General features: G+C 69.5%; 18 protein-coding genes and 1 tRNA gene. 11 read left to right on the plus strand and 8 right to left on the minus strand.

Annotated features, from left to right (window positions below; translation table 11 throughout):
- Window positions 1-141 precede the first annotated feature (141 nt).
- Complete coding sequence (locus ACOBQB_RS25050; protein WP_423594438.1) at window positions 142-1,470, minus strand: sensor histidine kinase; 1,329 nt, start codon at window positions 1,468-1,470, stop codon at window positions 142-144.
- 265 nt (window positions 1,471-1,735) lie between these two features.
- Between ACOBQB_RS25050 and ACOBQB_RS25055 the strand changes: the two genes are divergently transcribed.
- The 5 genes from ACOBQB_RS25055 (at window position 1,736) to pth (ending at window position 5,932) form a co-directional block, all read left to right on the plus strand.
- A tRNA-Gln gene (locus ACOBQB_RS25055) sits at window positions 1,736-1,807 on the plus strand.
- Between the two features lie 127 nt (window positions 1,808-1,934).
- Window positions 1,935-3,383, plus strand: coding sequence for a bifunctional UDP-N-acetylglucosamine diphosphorylase/glucosamine-1-phosphate N-acetyltransferase GlmU (gene glmU / locus ACOBQB_RS25060; protein ID WP_423594440.1), 1,449 nt, complete (start codon window positions 1,935-1,937; stop codon window positions 3,381-3,383).
- 116 nt (window positions 3,384-3,499) lie between these two features.
- On the plus strand, window positions 3,500-4,474 hold the full coding sequence (locus ACOBQB_RS25065; protein ID WP_127909859.1) for a ribose-phosphate diphosphokinase: 975 nt from the start codon (window positions 3,500-3,502) through the stop codon (window positions 4,472-4,474).
- A gap of 179 nt (window positions 4,475-4,653) precedes the next feature.
- Window positions 4,654-5,250: a 50S ribosomal protein L25/general stress protein Ctc gene (locus ACOBQB_RS25070; RefSeq protein ID WP_423594442.1), complete on the plus strand. Its 597-nt coding sequence runs from the start codon at window positions 4,654-4,656 to the stop codon at window positions 5,248-5,250.
- A gap of 73 nt (window positions 5,251-5,323) precedes the next feature.
- A complete protein-coding gene (pth, locus tag ACOBQB_RS25075; protein WP_423594444.1) occupies window positions 5,324-5,932 on the plus strand; it encodes an aminoacyl-tRNA hydrolase in 609 nt (202 codons plus the stop codon).
- Between the two features lie 98 nt (window positions 5,933-6,030).
- On the opposite strand, the gene ppc is transcribed toward pth, so the two are convergent.
- On the minus strand, window positions 6,031-8,775 hold the full coding sequence (gene ppc / locus ACOBQB_RS25080; protein ID WP_423594446.1) for a phosphoenolpyruvate carboxylase: 2,745 nt from the start codon (window positions 8,773-8,775) through the stop codon (window positions 6,031-6,033).
- 258 nt (window positions 8,776-9,033) lie between these two features.
- On the opposite strand from ppc, the gene ACOBQB_RS25085 reads away from it, so the two are divergent.
- Both ACOBQB_RS25085 and ACOBQB_RS25090 read left to right on the plus strand, forming a co-directional pair.
- Entirely contained in the window at window positions 9,034-10,044 is a 1,011-nt protein-coding gene (locus ACOBQB_RS25085; protein WP_423594448.1) for an acyl-CoA desaturase, read from the plus strand.
- Window positions 10,041-10,727: a TetR/AcrR family transcriptional regulator gene (locus ACOBQB_RS25090; protein ID WP_423594450.1), complete on the plus strand. Its 687-nt coding sequence runs from the start codon at window positions 10,041-10,043 to the stop codon at window positions 10,725-10,727. Before ACOBQB_RS25085 ends, ACOBQB_RS25090 begins: the two co-directional genes overlap by 4 nt.
- 24 nt (window positions 10,728-10,751) lie before the next feature.
- Here the strand turns inward: ACOBQB_RS25090 and ACOBQB_RS25095 are convergent, their stop codons facing one another.
- Window positions 10,752-11,372 (minus strand): Uma2 family endonuclease, encoded by a 621-nt coding sequence (locus tag ACOBQB_RS25095; RefSeq protein WP_423594452.1) that lies wholly within the window; start codon window positions 11,370-11,372, stop codon window positions 10,752-10,754.
- Between the two features lie 124 nt (window positions 11,373-11,496).
- Window positions 11,497-12,345 carry a trans-aconitate 2-methyltransferase gene (locus tag ACOBQB_RS25100; RefSeq protein WP_423594454.1) on the minus strand — a complete coding sequence of 283 codons (849 nt, stop codon included), beginning with the start codon at window positions 12,343-12,345 and terminating at the stop codon, window positions 11,497-11,499.
- A 118-nt stretch (window positions 12,346-12,463) separates the two neighbouring features.
- On the opposite strand from ACOBQB_RS25100, the gene tamR reads away from it, so the two are divergent.
- A complete protein-coding gene (gene tamR / locus ACOBQB_RS25105; RefSeq protein WP_127909867.1) occupies window positions 12,464-12,961 on the plus strand; it encodes a MarR family transcriptional regulator TamR in 498 nt (165 codons plus the stop codon).
- Here the strand turns inward: tamR and ACOBQB_RS25110 are convergent.
- Window positions 12,920-13,696, minus strand: coding sequence for a LuxR C-terminal-related transcriptional regulator (locus tag ACOBQB_RS25110; RefSeq protein WP_423594456.1), 777 nt, complete (start codon window positions 13,694-13,696; stop codon window positions 12,920-12,922). The two genes, tamR and ACOBQB_RS25110, sit on opposite strands and share 42 nt — an antisense overlap.
- Before the next feature lie 272 nt (window positions 13,697-13,968).
- Here ACOBQB_RS25110 and ACOBQB_RS25115 point away from each other — a divergent pair, with 272 nt between their 5' ends.
- Window positions 13,969-14,433 carry a GNAT family N-acetyltransferase gene (locus ACOBQB_RS25115; protein ID WP_423594458.1) on the plus strand — a complete coding sequence of 155 codons (465 nt, stop codon included), beginning with the start codon at window positions 13,969-13,971 and terminating at the stop codon, window positions 14,431-14,433.
- Window positions 14,434-14,496: 63 nt separating this feature from the next.
- Here ACOBQB_RS25115 and ACOBQB_RS25120 read toward each other — a convergent pair whose 3' ends face one another.
- Entirely contained in the window at window positions 14,497-14,907 is a 411-nt protein-coding gene (locus ACOBQB_RS25120) for an ATP-binding protein (protein WP_423594460.1), read from the minus strand.
- 293 nt (window positions 14,908-15,200) lie between these two features.
- Window positions 15,201-15,566, minus strand: coding sequence for a hypothetical protein (locus tag ACOBQB_RS25125; protein ID WP_423594462.1), 366 nt, complete (start codon window positions 15,564-15,566; stop codon window positions 15,201-15,203).
- Between the two features lie 286 nt (window positions 15,567-15,852).
- Between ACOBQB_RS25125 and ACOBQB_RS25130 the strand changes: the two genes are divergently transcribed.
- A complete protein-coding gene (locus ACOBQB_RS25130; protein ID WP_423594464.1) occupies window positions 15,853-16,695 on the plus strand; it encodes a helix-turn-helix domain-containing protein in 843 nt (280 codons plus the stop codon).
- Window positions 16,692-16,898: a DUF397 domain-containing protein gene (locus ACOBQB_RS25135; RefSeq protein ID WP_423594466.1), complete on the plus strand. Its 207-nt coding sequence runs from the start codon at window positions 16,692-16,694 to the stop codon at window positions 16,896-16,898. The genes ACOBQB_RS25130 and ACOBQB_RS25135 overlap by 4 nt, the downstream gene beginning before the upstream one ends.
- 117 nt (window positions 16,899-17,015) lie before the next feature.
- Here the strand turns inward: ACOBQB_RS25135 and ACOBQB_RS25140 are convergent, their stop codons facing one another.
- Entirely contained in the window at window positions 17,016-17,363 is a 348-nt protein-coding gene (locus ACOBQB_RS25140; protein ID WP_423594468.1) for a DoxX family protein, read from the minus strand.
- Window positions 17,364-17,367: the final 4 nt, after the last annotated feature.

The following is a 17,367-nucleotide window of genomic DNA, read 5'->3' on the forward strand; positions in this document are numbered from 1 at the left end:
CAACAACCCCCACACCCCCCGGCAAGCAGCGCCCACACACCCGCCGCGGACACCTCCCCCCAGCTGGAACCGCCACGGACATTTCCCCCCGGCCGGAACCGCCTCGGACACCTACCCCCCGGCCGGAACCGCCTCGGACACCTACCCCCCGGCCGGAACCGCCGCGGGAAGCACCGCCGACACCCGGAAACCGCCCCCATCCGTCGGCCCCGACACGAACACCCCACCCAGCCCCGTCACCCGCTCCTTCATCCCCACCAGCCCATTGCCGCCACTCGGCAGCCGCGCGTCCGCCGTCGAACCCGCCTCCGGCGGCGGCTCGTTCTCCACCTGCATCGCGATCTCCGCCGCCCGGTGCGCCAACCGCACATACGTCTTCGCACCCGCCGCGTGCTTATGGACGTTGGTCAACGCCTCCTGCACCACGCGATACGCCGTCTGCTCCACATCCGCGGCATAACCACGCGGCTCGCCCTCCACCGACAGATCCACCGCCATGCCCGCCGCCCGCGACTGCCCCACCAGCTCATCCAGCTCCGCCAGACACGGACCGTCCTCATCCACCGCACGCGACGCCGCGGCCGCCGCCGCATACCCCACAGCCGCCAACGGCACCGGCTCCACCCGCTTCGCGGCCTTGCCCCCATCCCCCGTACGCAACACCCCGAGCATCTCCCGCAGCTCCGTCAACGCCTGCCGGCCCATGTCACCGACCAACGCCGCGTTCCTCACCGCCTTCTCCGGATCCTTCCGCGCCACCGCCTGCAACGCCGCCGCATGCACCACCATCAGACTCACCCGGTGCGCCACCACGTCATGCATCTCACGGGCGATCCGCGTCCGCTCCTCATTACGCGCCCACTCCGCACGCTCCTCCGCCCGCTCGGCCAGCAGCTGAAGCTCCCGCTCAAGGTCGTCCGCACGCTCCCGCAGACTCTCCATCAACCGTCGCCGCGCCCCCACATACAGCCCCAGCAGCACCGGCGGAGCCGTCACACCTATCGCCGCGGCCACCGCGAAGAACGGCACGAACTCGCTCCCGATCGGCGGATGCGTCCCCTCCTCCGCCAGATCCTGGCTGGCCCGCACCAGCGCCACGATCAACGTCCCGGCCATCGACATCGCCGCCAGCGCGCCCGTGATCCGGCGCGGCAGCTCCGAGGCCGCCAGTGTGTACAGGCCGACGATCGTCAGCAGAAAGCCCATCTGGGCGGGTGTGATCGCGATGGATATCAGCACCACGGCCACGGGCCAGCGACGGCGGAACATCAGCGCGGCGCCCGCGAGCGCCCCGAAGCCGACCCCCACCGCCGTCGGCAACCCGGCGTCCCGCGCGAACGCGACGCCCTGTGCCCCGCACTCCGCCGCGGACACCACCGCGAGCCCCACATCCAACGCGGCCCCGCGCCGCCTCTCCCACCACCACGGCCCGGTCAAGGCCGCGGTGTGGTCGTCCCCCGTCGTGGTCATGCCTTCCAGCGTACGGGCGTTCCTCCCCGGTTTTCCGGTGAGTTTCCGGCGTGGTGATCCGGCACACGCACCGTTCGAACGGAAGCGAAACCTGCCGTTATCCCTCGAACTGTTGATCCCGACGCAAGAACACCGGCGAGGACTACCACGGTTGCCTCGTCATCCGCGTCCGAAAAGGCGCCGACCTGTACTGCCACATCGACGGGTGGTGGAATGGGATCACTGCAGATGCAGTGACACGACTCAGGTAGGGTCTGAGGCGTGATCCGCCGTGGGGTAGCGGCATCCCGCAGGCCTTTGGAGCCTTGAGACGCTGGTTCGAATCCAGCCGGCGGAGCTACAGAATCCGGGTCCTGACCGTGCGGTCAGGACCCGCCCCCATTTCCGCCCCCTACGCCCCGGTATCCTGCGGATGTCCACCCCACCCAGGCACCCCACGCCATCCGAAGCCGAAGGGCACCCCCGTGAGCGCAACTCGCCCGGCAGCCGTCGTCGTCCTCGCCGCGGGTGAGGGCACCCGCATGAAGTCGGACCTGCCCAAGGTCCTGCACGAGATCTGCGGGCGTTCCCTCATCGGGCACGTGCTGCACGCCGCCTCCGCGCTCTCGCCCGAGCAGCTCGTCACCGTCGTCGGCTTCCAGAGCGAGCAGGTCCGCGAGCACCTCGGCGCCATCGCGCCGCAGGTCCGCACCGCCTACCAGGCGGAGCAGAACGGCACGGGACACGCCGTCCGCATCGGTCTCGAAGAGCTGGGCGGCGTGGTCGACGGCACTGTCATCGTGGTCTGCGGCGACACCCCGCTGCTGACCGGCGCCACGCTCCAGAAGCTGGCCGCCACGCACGGCACCGACGGCAACGCCGTGACCGTGCTGACCGCCGAGGTGCCGGACGCGACGGGTTACGGCCGCATCGTGCGCGACGGTGCGAACGGCGCGGTCACCGCGATCGTCGAGCACAAGGACGCCACGGAGTCGCAGCGCGCGATCCGTGAGATCAACTCGGGGGTCTTCGCCTTCGACGGCCGGCTCCTCTCGGAAGCGCTGGGCAAGGTGCGCACGGACAACAGTCAGGGCGAGGAGTACCTGACGGACGTGCTGGGGATCCTGCGTGAGGCCGGGCACCGGGTGGGCGCGGCCGTGGCCGAGGACCACGAGGAGATCGCGGGGATCAACAACCGCGTACAACTGGCGCAGGCGCGTCGTACGTTGAACGACCGGTTGCTGACGGCGGCGATGCTCGACGGGGTCACTGTCGTGGATCCGGCTTCGACGTGGGTCGACGCGACGGTGACGTTCGAGCGGGACGCGGTGGTGCATCCGGGTACGCAGCTGCACGGTGCCACGCATCTGGCGAAGGGTGCCGAGGTGGGGCCGAACTCGCGGCTGACGGACACGAAGGTGGGTCCGGGGGCCCGGGTCGACAACAGTGTCGCGGTCGGCGCGGAGGTCGGGGAGCGGGCGAGTGTCGGCCCGTTCGCGTATCTGCGGCCGGGCACCCGGCTTGGGACGGCTTCCAAGGCGGGTACGTATGTGGAGATGAAGAACGCGACGGTCGGTGAGGGTTCGAAGGTGCCGCACCTGTCGTACGTGGGTGACGCGACGATCGGTGAGTACTCCAACATCGGCGCGGCGAGTGTCTTCGTGAACTATGACGGTGAGGCGAAGCACCACACGACGGTGGGGTCTCACTGTCGTACGGGGTCGGACAACATGTTTGTGGCTCCTGTCACGGTCGGGGACGGTGCTTACACCGCCGCCGGGTCTGTGATCACGAAGGACGTGCCGGCGGGTTCGCTGGCCGTTGCGCGGGGCCAGCAGCGGAATATCGAGGGCTGGGTGGCCCGCAAGCGTCCGGGGAGCGCGGCGGCGAAGGCGGCCGAGGCGGTGTCCCGGGAGGCGGACGGCGCAAGCTGACCGGAAACAGGTGCGTCTGACACGGCGTACCGTGATAGGTGCACACATTCGGCCGACTCGTCGCATCGGGACGCGTGAGTACGGCAGCGGGAAGAACTCTCTGAGGAGACAGTGCTGTGACCGGGATCAAGACGACCGGCGAGAAGAAGTTGATGCTCTTCTCCGGCCGCGCCCACCCCGAGTTGGCCGAGGAGGTCGCACACAAGCTGGGTGTCGGCATCGTGCCGACGAAGGCCTTCGATTTCGCCAATGGCGAGATCTACGTCCGCTACCAGGAGTCGGCGCGTGGCGCCGACTGCTTCTTGATCCAGAGCCACACCGCTCCGATCAATAAGTGGATCATGGAGCAGTTGATCATGATCGACGCGCTGAAGCGCGCGTCGGCCCGCTCCATCACCGTCATCGTGCCGTTCTACGGTTACGCGCGTCAGGACAAGAAGCACCGCGGGCGTGAACCGATCTCGGCGCGCCTGATCGCCGACCTGATGAAGACCGCGGGCGCCGACCGCATCCTCACGGTCGACCTGCACACCGACCAGATCCAGGGCTTCTTCGACGGACCGGTGGACCACCTGTTCGCGCTGCCGATCCTCGCGGACTACGTGGGCGCGAAGGTGGACCGCTCGAAGCTGACGGTGGTCTCCCCCGATGCCGGCCGCGTCCGTGTGGCCGACCGCTGGTGCGACCGTCTGGGCGCGCCGCTGGCGATCGTCCACAAGCGTCGTGACAAGGATGTGGCGAACCAGGTCACCGTGCATGAGGTGGTCGGTGAGGTGCAGGGCCGCGTGTGTGTCCTGGTCGACGACATGATCGACACGGGTGGCACGATCTGTGCCGCGGCGGACGCGCTGTTCGCGCACGGTGCGGAGGACGTCATCGTGACGGCGACGCACGGTGTGCTGTCGGGTCCGGCTGCGGACCGGCTGAAGAACTCGAAGGTGAGCGAGTTCGTGTTCACGGACACGCTGCCGACGCCGGGTGAGCTGGAGCTGGACAAGATCACGGTGCTGTCGATCGCGCCGACGATCGCGAACGCGGTGCGTGAGGTGTTCGAGGACGGTTCGGTGACGAGCCTCTTCGAGGAGCAGTAAAGATCCTTTTGGGTGTGGCCTCCCCGCCGGGTAGACTCACGGAGTTGCTCGGCGAGGGAGGCCGCACCCGTTTCTGATGAAACACGGTGTGTGGCGGTCCGTTATCGACGCGCTCTTCGTAGCAGGCCAGTCGTATGGCCGGGTAACCCCATCCGACACCTGTTGTACGAGGAGTGCACATGTCCGAGGTCAAGATTTCCGCCGAGGTCCGTACGGAGTTCGGCAAGGGCGCTTCGCGCCGCGTCCGCCGCGAGAACAAGGTTCCCGGCGTTCTTTACGGTCACGGTGCCGAGCCGGTCCACCTGACCCTGCCGGGCCACGAGCTGCTGCTCGCCCTGCGTACGCCGAACGTCCTGATCTCCCTGGACGTCGACGGCAAGACGCAGCTGGCCATCCCGAAGGCCGTGCAGCGTGACGCTCTCCGTCAGGGCATCCTGAAGCACGTCGACCTGCTGCTCGTGCGCAGCGGCGAGAAGGTCACGGTCGAGATCCCGGTCCACACCGAGGGTGAGCTGGCCCCGGGCAGCAACCTGCTTGAGCACGTGCTGAACACGCTGCCGGTCGAGGCCGAGGCCACGCACATCCCGACCGAGGTCACGGTCTCCATCGCGGGTCTGGACGCCGGTGCGTCCATCCTCGCCAAGGACATCCCGCTGCCGTCCGGTTCCAAGCTGGCGATCGACGAGGACGCGGTCGTCATCCAGGTCATGGCCGCGCAGGCCGAGGAGGCCCCGGCCGAGGGTGCCGCCGAGGGCGACGCGTCCGCCGAGGCCTGATCCTCGCGACGTACATCCGGCACGGCAGCCGCCGCTCCCTCGGGGGCGGCGGCTGCCGCGTATGTAAGGAGACATGCACGTGACGACCGACGCCAACGTCAATGCGCCGTGGCTGATCGCGGGTCTCGGTAATCCGGGTCCGGAGTACGCCATGAACCGGCACAACGTGGGTTTCATGGTGGCCGACCTGCTGGCGCAGCGCGTCGGCGGCAAGTTCAAACGGGCCGCGAAGGCGCAGGCCCAGGTGGTGGAGGGCCGGATCGGGGCGCCGGGTCCGGCGAGCCGTCGGGTGATCCTGGTGAAGCCGATGTCGTACATGAACGTCTCGGGTGGTCCGGTGACGGCGCTGCGTGACTTCTACAAGGTGCCGACGGAGCACATCGTGGCGGTCCACGACGAGCTGGACATCGACTACGGCACGTTGCGGCTGAAGCTGGGTGGCGGCGACAACGGCCACAACGGTCTGAAGTCGATGACGAAGGCGATGGGTGCGGACTACCACCGGGTGCGGTTCGGGATCGGGCGGCCGCCGGGGCGGATGCAGGTGGCGGACTTCGTGCTGAAGGACTTCTCCTCGGCGGAGCGCAAGGAGCTGGACTATTTCGTGGACCGGGCGGCCGACGCGGTGGAGGCCCTGGTCATCGAGGGCCTGGAGCGCGCGCAGGGCACGTACAACTCCTGAGCAATATCAGGGGGCGCGCCCTGTAAGGGGCGCCCCGCGAGGAGCGCCCCGAAGGGGCGCGGGGAACCGCGCGACCAGCCCCCACGCGCCCGCAGGACTCAGCCGGTGTTCCGGAGCCCGGCCGCGACACCGTTGACGGTGAGCAGCAACGCCCGCCCCAGCAACGGATCGGGCTCCTGGCCGGCGGCCGCCGCGTCCCGCTGCCGCTTGAGCAGCGCGACCTGAAGGTACGAGATCGGGTCGAGGTAGGCGTCGCGGATGGCGAAGGTCCGCTGGAGGGCCGGGTGGGAGCCGAGCAGCTCGTCGCCGCCGGTGATCCGCAGGACCTCGCGGACGGTCAGCTCGTGTTCTTCCTGGATCATGGCGAAGACGTGCTTCAGCTCATCCGGGACGAGCGTGTCGACGTAATGCCGTGCGATGCGCAGGTCGGTCTTGGCGAGGGTCATCTCGACGTTGGAGATGAAGTTGCGGAAGAAGTGCCAGTGGTCGTGCATCTCGTCGAGCACGGTGTCGAGCCCGGCTTCGCGCAGCGCCTTGAGGCCTGACCCGACGCCGAACCAGCCGGGCACGATCTGCCGTGACTGGGTCCAGCCGAAGACCCACGGGATGGCGCGCAGGCCGTCGAGCGAGACGCCCGAGCCGGGGCGGCGGGAGGGCCGGGAGCCGAGGTGCAGGTCGGCGAGCTGGTCGACCGGGGTCGACGCGAGGAAGTACGTCGGCAGGTCCGGGTCCTCGACCAGCTTGCGGTACGCGGAGTGGGCGGCGTCGGAGACGACGTCCATGGCGGCGTCCCAGCGGGCGAGGGCCTCGTCGGACTGGCGCGGGGCGGTGTGCAGGGCGGAGGCCTGGAGGGTGGCCGCGACGGTCAGTTCCAGGTTCTCGCGGGCCAGTGAGGGCACGAGGTACTTGTCGGAGATGACCTCGCCCTGCTCGGTCACCTTGATCTCGCCCTCCAGGGTGCCCCAGGGCTGGGCGAGGATGGCGTCGTGGGAGGGGCCGCCGCCGCGGCCGACGGTGCCGCCGCGGCCGTGGAAGAGGCGCAGGCGTACGCCGTAGCGGTGCGCGACGTCACGCAGCCGCCGCTGGGCGCGGTGGATCTCCCACTGGCTGGTGGTGATGCCGCCGAACTTGGAGGAGTCGGAGTACCCGAGCATGACCTCCTGGACGTCGCCCCGGAGCGCGACCAGACGCCGGTACGAGGGGTCGGCGAGCATCTCGTCGAGGATGACGTCGGCGGCGCGCAGTTCGTCGGTGGTCTCCAGGAGCGGCACGATGCCGATCTTGGCCCAGCCGGCATGGAGGTCGATGAGGCCGGCCTCGCGGGCGAGGACGGCGGCGGCGAAGACGTCGTCGGCGCCCTGGCACATCGAGATGATGTACGACTCGATGACCTCGGGTCCGAAGACTTCGAGGGCCTTCTTGACGGTGAGGAAGACGCCGAGGGTCTTCTCTCCGGCGGCGTCGAGCGGGGCGGGCGACGGGGCGAGGGGACGCCGCGAGCGGAGCTCCTTGGCGAGGAGCTTCTGGCGGTACTCGCGGGGCATGTCCGCGTAGCGCCAGGACTCCTCGCCGAGGCGGTCGAAGAGCTGGCCGAGCGCGTGGTGGTGGGCGTCGGCGTGCTCACGTACGTCCATGGTGGCGAGCTGGAGGCCGAACGCGGCGAGGGTGCGGATGGTGCGGTTCATCCGGCCGTCGGCGAAGAGGGCGCCCTTGTGTTCGCGCAGGGAGGTCTGGATGAGCGTGAGGTCTTCGAGCAGCTCGCTGGTGCCGAGGTAGTCGCGGCCGGGTACGTGGGCGGTGCCCTTGGCGAGGCGCTGCTTGGTGTTCTCCAGCTTCTGCCGGATGCAGGTGGCCTTGAGGCGGTAGGGCTCTTCGGCGTTGAGGCGCTTGTAGCGGGGGCTGATCTCGGGGAGGCGCTCCAGGTCCGCCTGGAGGGAGGCCTTCAGCTCGTCGGTGGCTCCGGTGTAGCGGATGGAGTTGGAGAGGAAGCCGCGCAGCTCGTCGATCATGTCGAGCGCGTCGTTGATGCCGTGCTCGTGCTGGAGGATCAGGACGTCCCAGGTGACGGCGGGCGTCACGTTGGGGTTGCCGTCGCGGTCGCCGCCGATCCAGGTGCCGAAGGTGAGGGGGCGGGTGCCTTCGGGGAGCTGGACGCCGACGCGTTCCAGTTCGGCGGTGAGGTCTTCGAGTACGTCGCCGACGGCGCCGGCGTGGAGCTCGTCGAGGTAGTAGATGGCGTTGCGGGCCTCGTCGGTGGGCTCGGGGCGGACGACGCGCAGTTCGTCGGTCTGCCAGACGAGGTCGATGTTCTCGGCCAGTCGGGTGTCGTGGCGGCGCCGGTCGGAGTCGATGACCGGGGTCTCCAGGAGTTCGGCGACGCGGCGGAGCTTGTTGAGGACCGAGCGGCGGGCGGCCTCGGTGGGGTGCGCGGTGAAGACGGGCCGCACGTTGAGGTGCTGCACGGTCTGGCGCAGGTGTTCGGGGTCGGCGTCCTTGAGGCGGTCCGCGGTGCGGGCGAGGAGGCCGCCCTCGGCGGCGCGGCGGGCGCGCAGCTCGCGGCCGCGGTGGACCTGCTCGGTGACGTTCGCCAGGTGGAAGTAGGTGGAGAAGGCGCGGACCAGCTTGGCGGCGGTCTCCAGTTCGGTGCCGCCGAGCAGCTTGGCGGCGGCCTCGCCGTCCTCGCGCGTCAGGCGGCGGACCTTCTCGACCAGTTCGAGGAGTTCGGGACCCTCCTGGCGTACGAGGGTCTCGCCCAGCAGGTCGCCGAGGCGGCGGATGTCGGCGCGCAGCTCGGTGCTGGCGGGGCTGGTGGCCTGTCGGCCCTGGTCGTCGGCACTGCTCACAGGTGCGGCTCCTTGCAGTGTTTGAAGCTCATCTGGGAGGGGTCCCGGTAAGGATCCGGGGAGATTCAGAGCGGACCGCGCTGTCCGACCGGTTCCCAGGATATGTGTCACCGCGCGGCGCGGAAGTTCCGGCCACTTGCCGAGACGCGCCGCGCTGCCATACTTACGACGCCGTAGGTTACGGAACCGTAGGAAGCGGAACCCGTACCTGTGCACCTTCTCTCCGACCTTGACCTCGACCCCCTGGGGGACGTGCCCATGACGACAGCTTCCGATGCGCCTTCCGAGACCGATGTGATCGACGACGCTCCCGTCCTCAGGGCGGCGGCTTCCGACGAACCGCTTCCTGACGCGACGCTGGGCGGTGAGCAGAAGCGGTCCCTGGAACAGCTGGCGCTGCTCCTGTTCATCGTCGTCCCGTTCCTCGCCGTGCTGGCGGCGGTGCCGCTGGCGTGGGGATGGGGGGTGAGCTGGCTGGATCTGGGCCTGCTCGTCTTCATGTACTACCTGGGGTGCCACGGCATCACGATCGGCTTCCACCGCTATTTCACGCACGGTTCCTTCAAGGCGAAGCGCCCGCTGCGGATCGCGCTGGCGGTCGCCGGTTCGATGGCCGTGGAGGGTCCGGTGGTGCGCTGGGTGGCCGACCACCGCAAGCATCACAAGTTCTCGGACGCCGAGGGCGACCCGCATTCGCCGTGGCGCTTCGGTGAGACGGTCCCGGCCCTGATGAAGGGCCTGTGGTGGGCGCACATCGGCTGGATGTTCGACGAGGAGCGGACGCCGCAGGACAAGTACGCGCCGGACCTGGTCAAGGACCCGGCGATCCGCCGGATCTCCCGGCAGTTCCTGTTCTGGACGATCGTGTCGCTGGCGATCCCGCCGCTGGTGGGCGGTCTGGTGACGATGTCGTGGTGGGGCGCGTTCACGGCGTTCTTCTGGGGCTCGCTGGTCCGCGTGGCGCTGCTGCACCACGTGACGTGGTCGATCAACTCCATCTGTCACGCGGTCGGCAAGCGTCCCTTCAAGTCCCGGGACCGCTCGGGCAACGTGTGGTGGCTGGCGGTCCTGTCGTGCGGCGAGTCCTGGCACAACCTCCACCATGCCGACCCGACGTCCGCGCGGCACGGCGTGATGAAGGGCCAGCTGGACTCCTCGGCGCGGATCATCCGCTGGTGCGAGCGGCTCGGCTGGGCGTACGACGTGCGGTGGCCGTCGAAGTCGCGCATCGACTCCCGCCGACAGCCGCAGGGCGCTGACGCGGCATGATGGACGACGTGGCGACCGACTCCAGCAACACCAGCCCTGCCGGCAAAGAGAAGCAGCCCCGGCGCACCCGCCGGACCCGGATGACGGGTGCGGAGCGCCGGGAGCAGTTGCTGGACATCGGCCGCACGCTCTTCGCCTCGAAGGGCTTCGAGGGCACGTCGGTGGAGGAGATCGCGGCGAAGGCCGGGGTCTCCAAGCCGGTGGTGTACGAGCACTTCGGCGGCAAGGAGGGCCTGTACGCGGTGGTCGTGGACCGGGAGATGCGTCAGCTCCTGGACATGGTGACGGGCGCGCTCACCGCCGGGCATCCGCGGGAGCTGCTGGAACAGGCCGCGTTCGCCCTGCTGGACTACATCGATACGTATACGGACGGCTTCCGCATCCTGGTCCGCGACTCGCCCGTGGCGCAGTCCACGGGCACCTTCGCCTCCCTCATCTCCGACATCGCCACGCAGGTGGAGGACATCCTGGGGCAGGAGTTCAAGGGCCGCGGCTTCGACCAGAAGCTGGCGCCGCTGTACGCGCAGGCGCTGGTCGGCATGGTCGCGCTGACGGGGCAGTGGTGGCTGGACGTCCGCAAGCCGAAGAAGGCGGAGGTGGCGGCGCACCTCGTGAACCTGGCGTGGCACGGCTTGGACGGCCTGGAGCCGAAGCCGCGGCTGATAGGGCACAGGAAGAGCTGACGGCTCCCGGAAACGGGGGGGCGCTCAGCTGCGCGTGATGTCCTCGCCGATGGTGAACCCCTTGGCGGGGCCGCTCGGAATCACCGCCTCGGTGCCGTACGGGACGCGGTGCGCCTCCTCGTAGGTCGCCTTCTTCGGGTCGGGCAGCGACAGGACGTGGACGGCACCGTCCTCGTCGAAGTCGTCGACGATCACATAGACGGGGATGCCCGCACGGGCGTACTCGCGGCGCTTGCGCACCCGGTCCCGCTCGATGTTGCGGCGGCCGGGTGACACGACCTCGACGACCATGGCGACTCCGGAGGCGTCGACGCCGAGGTCTTCTTCGTCGGGGATCTCGTCGAGGTCTTCGGGGGCGAGGAAGACGTCGGGGATCCAGGCTTTTTGGCGGTGGACGACGTTGACGTCCTGGTACGCCGCGTAGTCACCGCCTGCCAAATGGCGGTTCAGCGCGCGGCTGAGACGGTTGCTGAGCACGCCGTGACGACGGCGACCGGTAGGCGACACCTCGATGGCTCCCTCGATGATCTCGGCGCGGTAGCCCTCGGGGAGATCCATGGCCTTCCACGCCTGCCACAGGACCTCGTCCAAGTCGGATACCGGGTTGTCCACCACGGGAGTCACCTCATGTGCGAGAGCGGTCATCGTGCAGCACCTCCTCCATCAGTGTGGGCGCGGGCGCCACTGCGGCACAAGCGACACCGCGACGCTAGGGCGCACGACGCGCCCTCACCCGGAGAGCCCCGTGCCTTCACTCAAAAGTGCGAGTTCAGGCCAAGGGTTCGAGGACCCGCGCCACCACGAACACCCGCCGGAAGGGGAGCACCGTGCCCCCGCCCCCGGGAATCGCCGGGTAGGCCTCGCGCAGCAGGGCCCCGTACTCCGTCAGGAAGGCGTTCAGCGCCTCCTCGTCGTCCGCGAGTGCCGTCAGGACCGGGCGCAGGCCTGTGCCCTTGAGCCAGTCCAGGACCGGGTCATCGCCCTCCAGGACGTGCAGGTACGTCGTCTCCCACGCGTCGACCTCGCAGCCCGGCCCTGCCAGCCGCTCCAGGTACGCGCCGGGTGTCAGCACAGCGTCCGCGTGCCGCAGGCGTCCGCCGAGCCGTCCCCGCCACCGCGCGGACTCGCACAGGTCCCGCATCAGCACATGGCTGGGGGCGTCGAAGTTGCCGGGGACCTGGAAGGCGAACGTACCGCCGGGTGTGAGCGCGCGGAGCCAGGTGGGGAAGGCGTCCGCGTGGCCGCGCACCCACTGCAGGGTGGCGTTGGAGAGGAGCAGGTCGTACGTCCCGGGAGCCGGCGTCCAGTCGGTGGCGTCGGCGGGGGCGAAGTCCAGGCGGCCGCCGCCCGGCGTGGGTCCCGCGTACTGCTCGGCCTCGGCCAGCATGGCCGGGGAGTTGTCGAAGCCGGTGATGTGCGCGTCGGGCCAGCGCTGTGCGAGGAGCCGCGTGACGTTGCCGGGCCCGCAGCCGAGGTCGGCGATCCGCGGCGGGCCGCCTTGGGGGCGGGGAGGGTCGGGGACGCGGGCCAGCAGGTCGGCGAAGGGCCGTGCGCGGTGGCCACAGTGGCGCAGGTACTGGCGCGGATCCCAGGTGGCGGCGGCTTCCGCGGCGGGCATGAGGGGCCTCCTCGATGACGGCGGCGGTGGGGTGCAGACCCTTCCCGCGCCATCCTCGACCCTCGCATATCTTGACGTCAAGAGACTTCACGTCGACAGACCCCCTACACTGATCGTCATGGAGGACGAGGTCGATCGGCTGGTCGCGGCGTGGCGCAGAGAGCGCCCGGACCTCGACGTGGAGCCGCTTGAGGTGCTCAGCCGCGTGAGCAGGCTCGCGCGCCATCTGGACCGCGCCCGCAGACTCGCCTTCTCCGAGCACCAGCTGGAGCCGTGGGAGTTCGACGTCCTCACCTCGCTGCGGCGCGCGGGCGCGCCCTATCAGCTCTCCCCCGGTCAGCTCCTGACGCAGACCCTGGTGACGTCCGGGACGATGACCAACCGCATCGACCGCCTCGCGAAGAAGGGCCTCGTCGAGCGTCTGCCCGACCCCAGCGACCGGCGCGGTGTGCTCGTGCGCCTCACCGCCGAGGGACGGGACCGCGCCGACCAGGCCCTGGCCGGGCTCCTGGAGCAGGAGCGGGCGATCCTCGGCGAGCTCTCCCGCGCCCAGCGGGGCGAACTGGCGGGGCTGCTACGCCAGTTGACCGCCCCGTTCGACAACATCCCCGGCTAGGTCGACCGGGCCGACACCGGCGCGGCGGGCGAGTGCGACCGCCGCGAGTGTGGAGTGCACGCCCAGCTTTCCCAGGACGTTCTGCATGTGCGTACGCACGGTGTGCGGGGAGAGGAAGAGGCGTTCGGCGACGGCCTTCCTGCCCAGGCCCGCCACCATGCAGCGCAGCACCTCGCGCTCGCGCGGGGTCAGGGACTCCACGAGCCGCTCGGACTCGGTGCGGTGTTTGCGGGCGGCGGTCAGTTCGCGCAGGACGCCGGTGAGCAGGGCGGCCGGCAGGTGCGTCTCCTCCCGCAGGACGCCCCGGACGACGGTGAGCAGGCGCGAGAGCGAGCAGTCCTTGGCGACCCAGCCACAGGCGCCTGCCTGGAGGGCGAGGGCCGCGCGCCGCGGGTCGTCCTTCTCGGCGAGTACCACCGTGCGGACGGCGGGATGCCCTGTGCGGACGCCCGCGACCAGGGAGATGCCGTCGACGAGCCCCTCGGCGTTGCTGTCCTGGACGGGAACCGCGGGCCGAGAGCCGTTCAGGGCGCTCGCGGTGGCGCCGAGGTCGGCGTCGACGAGCAGCACGTCGTATCTGCGGCCTTCGGCGACCGACCGCTCCAGGCAGCGCAGCGCGGCGGGCCCGCTGCCCGCCGCGGACACCTCCACGTCGGGCTCGGCCGCCAGCGCCGCGGCCAGCGACTCGGCGAAGATGCGATGGTCGTCGACGACCAGAACTCGGATGCGAACCATAGAAAACCCCCTCCCCCGCGCTCCCGCAAGGAGCAGGGGATACCCCCGTCGAATACGTCGGGGAACGATCCGCGGGGTCCGGCGTCCGGAACGGGGGTCGCCGCGGTCGCACGGCCGCCGCCGCGCGTGCCCGCGCCCACCCCCATGCCGGGCGTCGCACCCGACTGTCTCGCCCCCTGATCGGTGCCGGCCCCCACCGGCACTGTTCTTCAGAGTAGGGCCGCACGCCAGGAGCGGAAGGTGATTTGCAGAACTGATTGTCCGGCGCGTTTATGGTGAGCCGTATGTTTCGCATGGAGACAGGAGTCGACAAAGAGCGGCTGGCTCTGCTTCGTTCGCGGCTCGCGGAGACGAACACGGCGGCCTCCCCTCGGCTCCGGGCCCTGCGGGGCACGGTCGACGACCAGGAAGTCCCGCTGGCGCTCTGGGCGTTGGACGCGGCGGGTGACCTCGCCGCCGGTCTCGCCGGGCATACCTGGGGCCGCTGGCTGCACGTGGACCTGCTCTGGGTCGACGACCGCTGTCGCGGCACGGGCCTCGGCACCCGCCTGCTCGCCGAGGCGGAACGCGTCGCCCGCGAGGAGCGGGACTGCGTGGCCTCGCGGGTGGATACGTGGGACTTCCAGGCGCCGGGGTTCTACCGCGGTCAGGGGTACGAGCTGGTGTGCGTGATCCCCGACTACCCCGAGGGCGTCAAGGAGTTCACGCTCACCAAGCGGCTGGGGCCTTCAGCGTGACGCGGCCACCGCGCCTCCTTCGCCTTCGCGGGTGGCCTCGGACGATCTGCCGGCACTCATCTGTCACCGCGCTGTCGCGCGAACCGCGTCCATCTCGGCCCACACGGTCAGGCCGCCGGGTGCGCCGTACCGCCCCCACCGATCAGCGAGCGCTGAGACGATCAGCAGTCCTCGACCGGACTCGGACTCTCCCTCTTCCGGGGCACCCACTTCCAGGAAGCCTTCTTCCGCCACATGCAAGCCGTCCTGCCCCTCGTCCGTGACACTGAGCGTCACGGTCCGGTCGGCGAGAGCCAGGACCACAGTGACCGTCTCGGCACCGGCATGCTCAAGAGCATTGGTGACGAGTTCACTGGTGATCACCTCCAGGGTTTCCACCTGGTCTTGCAACAGCCCCCAGGAGCGAGCGGTATCCCGGACGTACCGGCGGGCGGCCGGAGTTGAGGTCAGATCCGTGCCGGGCAGCCTGCGCATGGACAGTATCTGCGGGGCAGGCCGGGACACGGCCCTGCACGGAGCCGGGCGCGGTCCGGCGAAGTGGGCGACCCGGCTCTCGGCGATGAGCAACGCGTCACCCAGCGCACAGGCCAGTTGGGCAGTCAGCGACGCAGGTTGGGGCCCTGTTGCGTCGGGCTCAGCAAGAACACTCCGGGCGCGCGCCAGCAGCCGACGCACCAAGGTGAGTTGTACGGCAGCCACATGGTCCGCGCACCCGGAAGTCATGTCGCCGCACAGGCCACCGTCCAGCTCCTCGAAGTCGTAGACCATCACGCCACCTCCAGCGCGCGATGGATATTGCGCGCATCAAGGTCGATGCCATACGTGGCACACCACAGGGTGTCGCGGCGCAACCGCTGCAGCCGGGCCTTCTCCTCGTCCTCGCACGCTGCCAGATAGGGGCGGATCAACCTGGAGGCCGCGCCGTCGAGAGGCTCGTGCCAGCACCGTACGGTTGCGGCCACGGGCGGACAGGGCCGGGCTGTGGGCATCACTTGGGGTGAGTTCTTCGGCGCCTGCTGGACCTTGCGTCCGGCACGGTGGCGCCCGCGCGGGACACGGAACACGCTTGCGTAGTCGGCGATCCGACTCATCAATCCCCGCCTCCACAGATCACCGACAGCTTGCAAGGGCATGGGCGCTCCTCTCACAGGTGCAGACACGCACCACCGACCACCACGCTGGGCGACAGGACGACCACCCACCGTGCTCGTTGAACACCATGCCATTGAATTTCAACCATCGATAGTCAGTTGGCTCGACCTCCCCCCAACAAGGTGAACTTCACAGGATGGGCCGACAGTGCCGGTGCTGCGTACGCTCCGTGCATGGGCTCCCCGACGAAGGGACCACAGTGACGATGACTGCCGAGCCGGAGACGAAATAGTGACGGTACGAGGATCAGCGGGACCCGCTGGCCGCATGCAGATTGCGCGCGGGCTCAGGGCGCTGCGCACCCGGGCCAACCTCACACAGTCCGAAGTGGCCAAACGCGCAGGTGTCTCCATCGGGACCGTGAACCGGTACGAGACATGGCAGGACCGAGCCAAGCTCAGGGTGCCCACAGTGACGGCGCTTGCCGACACCTGCGGCGCTACGTCCCAGGAGCGGGACACGCTGATCCGACTCGTCCGTAATCAGGAGAACGGTTGGTGGATGGACCATCCCGCCGTCCCCGAGGTAATGGACCCGCTGCTGTCTTTCGAGGATGTCGCCACATACGAACACGTCTTCGCGAACGCACTGGTCCCGGGACTCCTCCAAACTCCTCGATATGCCCTCGCGTTGCATGAGGCGCAGGATGTCCGCACAGAGGCGGACGTGATCGCGGACAAGGTGGACGCCCGCATCAAGCGCCAGGCAATCCTCGAACGCTCCCCCGCCCTGCACCTGTGGGTGGTCCTCGACGATGCGGTACTCCGACGGACCGTGGGCGGCACAGACGTCATGGCCGAACAGATCGGCCACCTCCACGCCATGGCACAACGACCCAACGTGGACATTCAGGTACTCCAGTTCGCGGCGGGCGCCCACGCGGCAGGCTCCGGCGGTCACTTCCTGGTCCTCGGGCGTGATGATGCGGGTGACCCGCTCAGCAGCATGAACGTGGTCTACCTGGAGCTCCACAAGCGAGGGCTCTATCTCGACGCACCTACTGAGGTGCAGAACTACAAGCTCATGTTTGACTACTTGCGATCACAAGCGGCCGACACATCGGTCAGCCTTGACCTGCTGGCTGCAGCACGACAGGAGCTCACCCGATGAACGAGGCGCCAAGCGACGCCCAGCTCGCAGCAGCAAGCTGGTTCAAGAGCAGTTACAGCGCGGCAGACAACGAATGCGTCGAGGTCGCCCACATCCAGTCGTGGGTGGGTGTACGCGACTCCAAGGACCTCCACCGGGACGGTATGGCCATAACGGCCGCGGCCTTCGCCGCGTTCGTCGAGAGTGTCAAGGCAGCGGAATGACTGGCCGACAGCATCCACGTCGCGTCCACCACTGGTGTGAACGGCGTGCACCGCCGTCCGCGCGCGAAGGCACGCGACCACGCCGTCGTAGCGCGCCTGCCTCACCTCCCGTGGGGCTCAAGCCGCGAACCCGAGAGCCAGCGCGGCGACGACCGGCGCCGCGTACACCAGGGGGAAGGGGATGTGTGCGTACCAGCGGGCCCGCGCCACCGTGATCACGGCTCCGGTGAAGTACAGGACCAGGGCGATGCCGGCCGCGACCCCGATGAACGGCACGGCCAGGCCGACGAGGAGGCCGACGGCGCCCGCGGCCTTGGCGAGGCCGAGCCAGGGCAGCCACGTCCGCGGGATGCCGTAGTCGGCCATGGGCTGGATGACCCACTTCGAGCGCAGGAAGACCGAGGCGGCCGAGAAGCCGGTCATCGCGGCGGCCAGGATGGTGACGACGACGTGAGCGGTGGACATCAGG

Source organism: Streptomyces sp. G5(2025) (assembly GCF_049542075.1).
Taxonomy (GTDB): domain Bacteria; phylum Actinomycetota; class Actinomycetes; order Streptomycetales; family Streptomycetaceae; genus Streptomyces.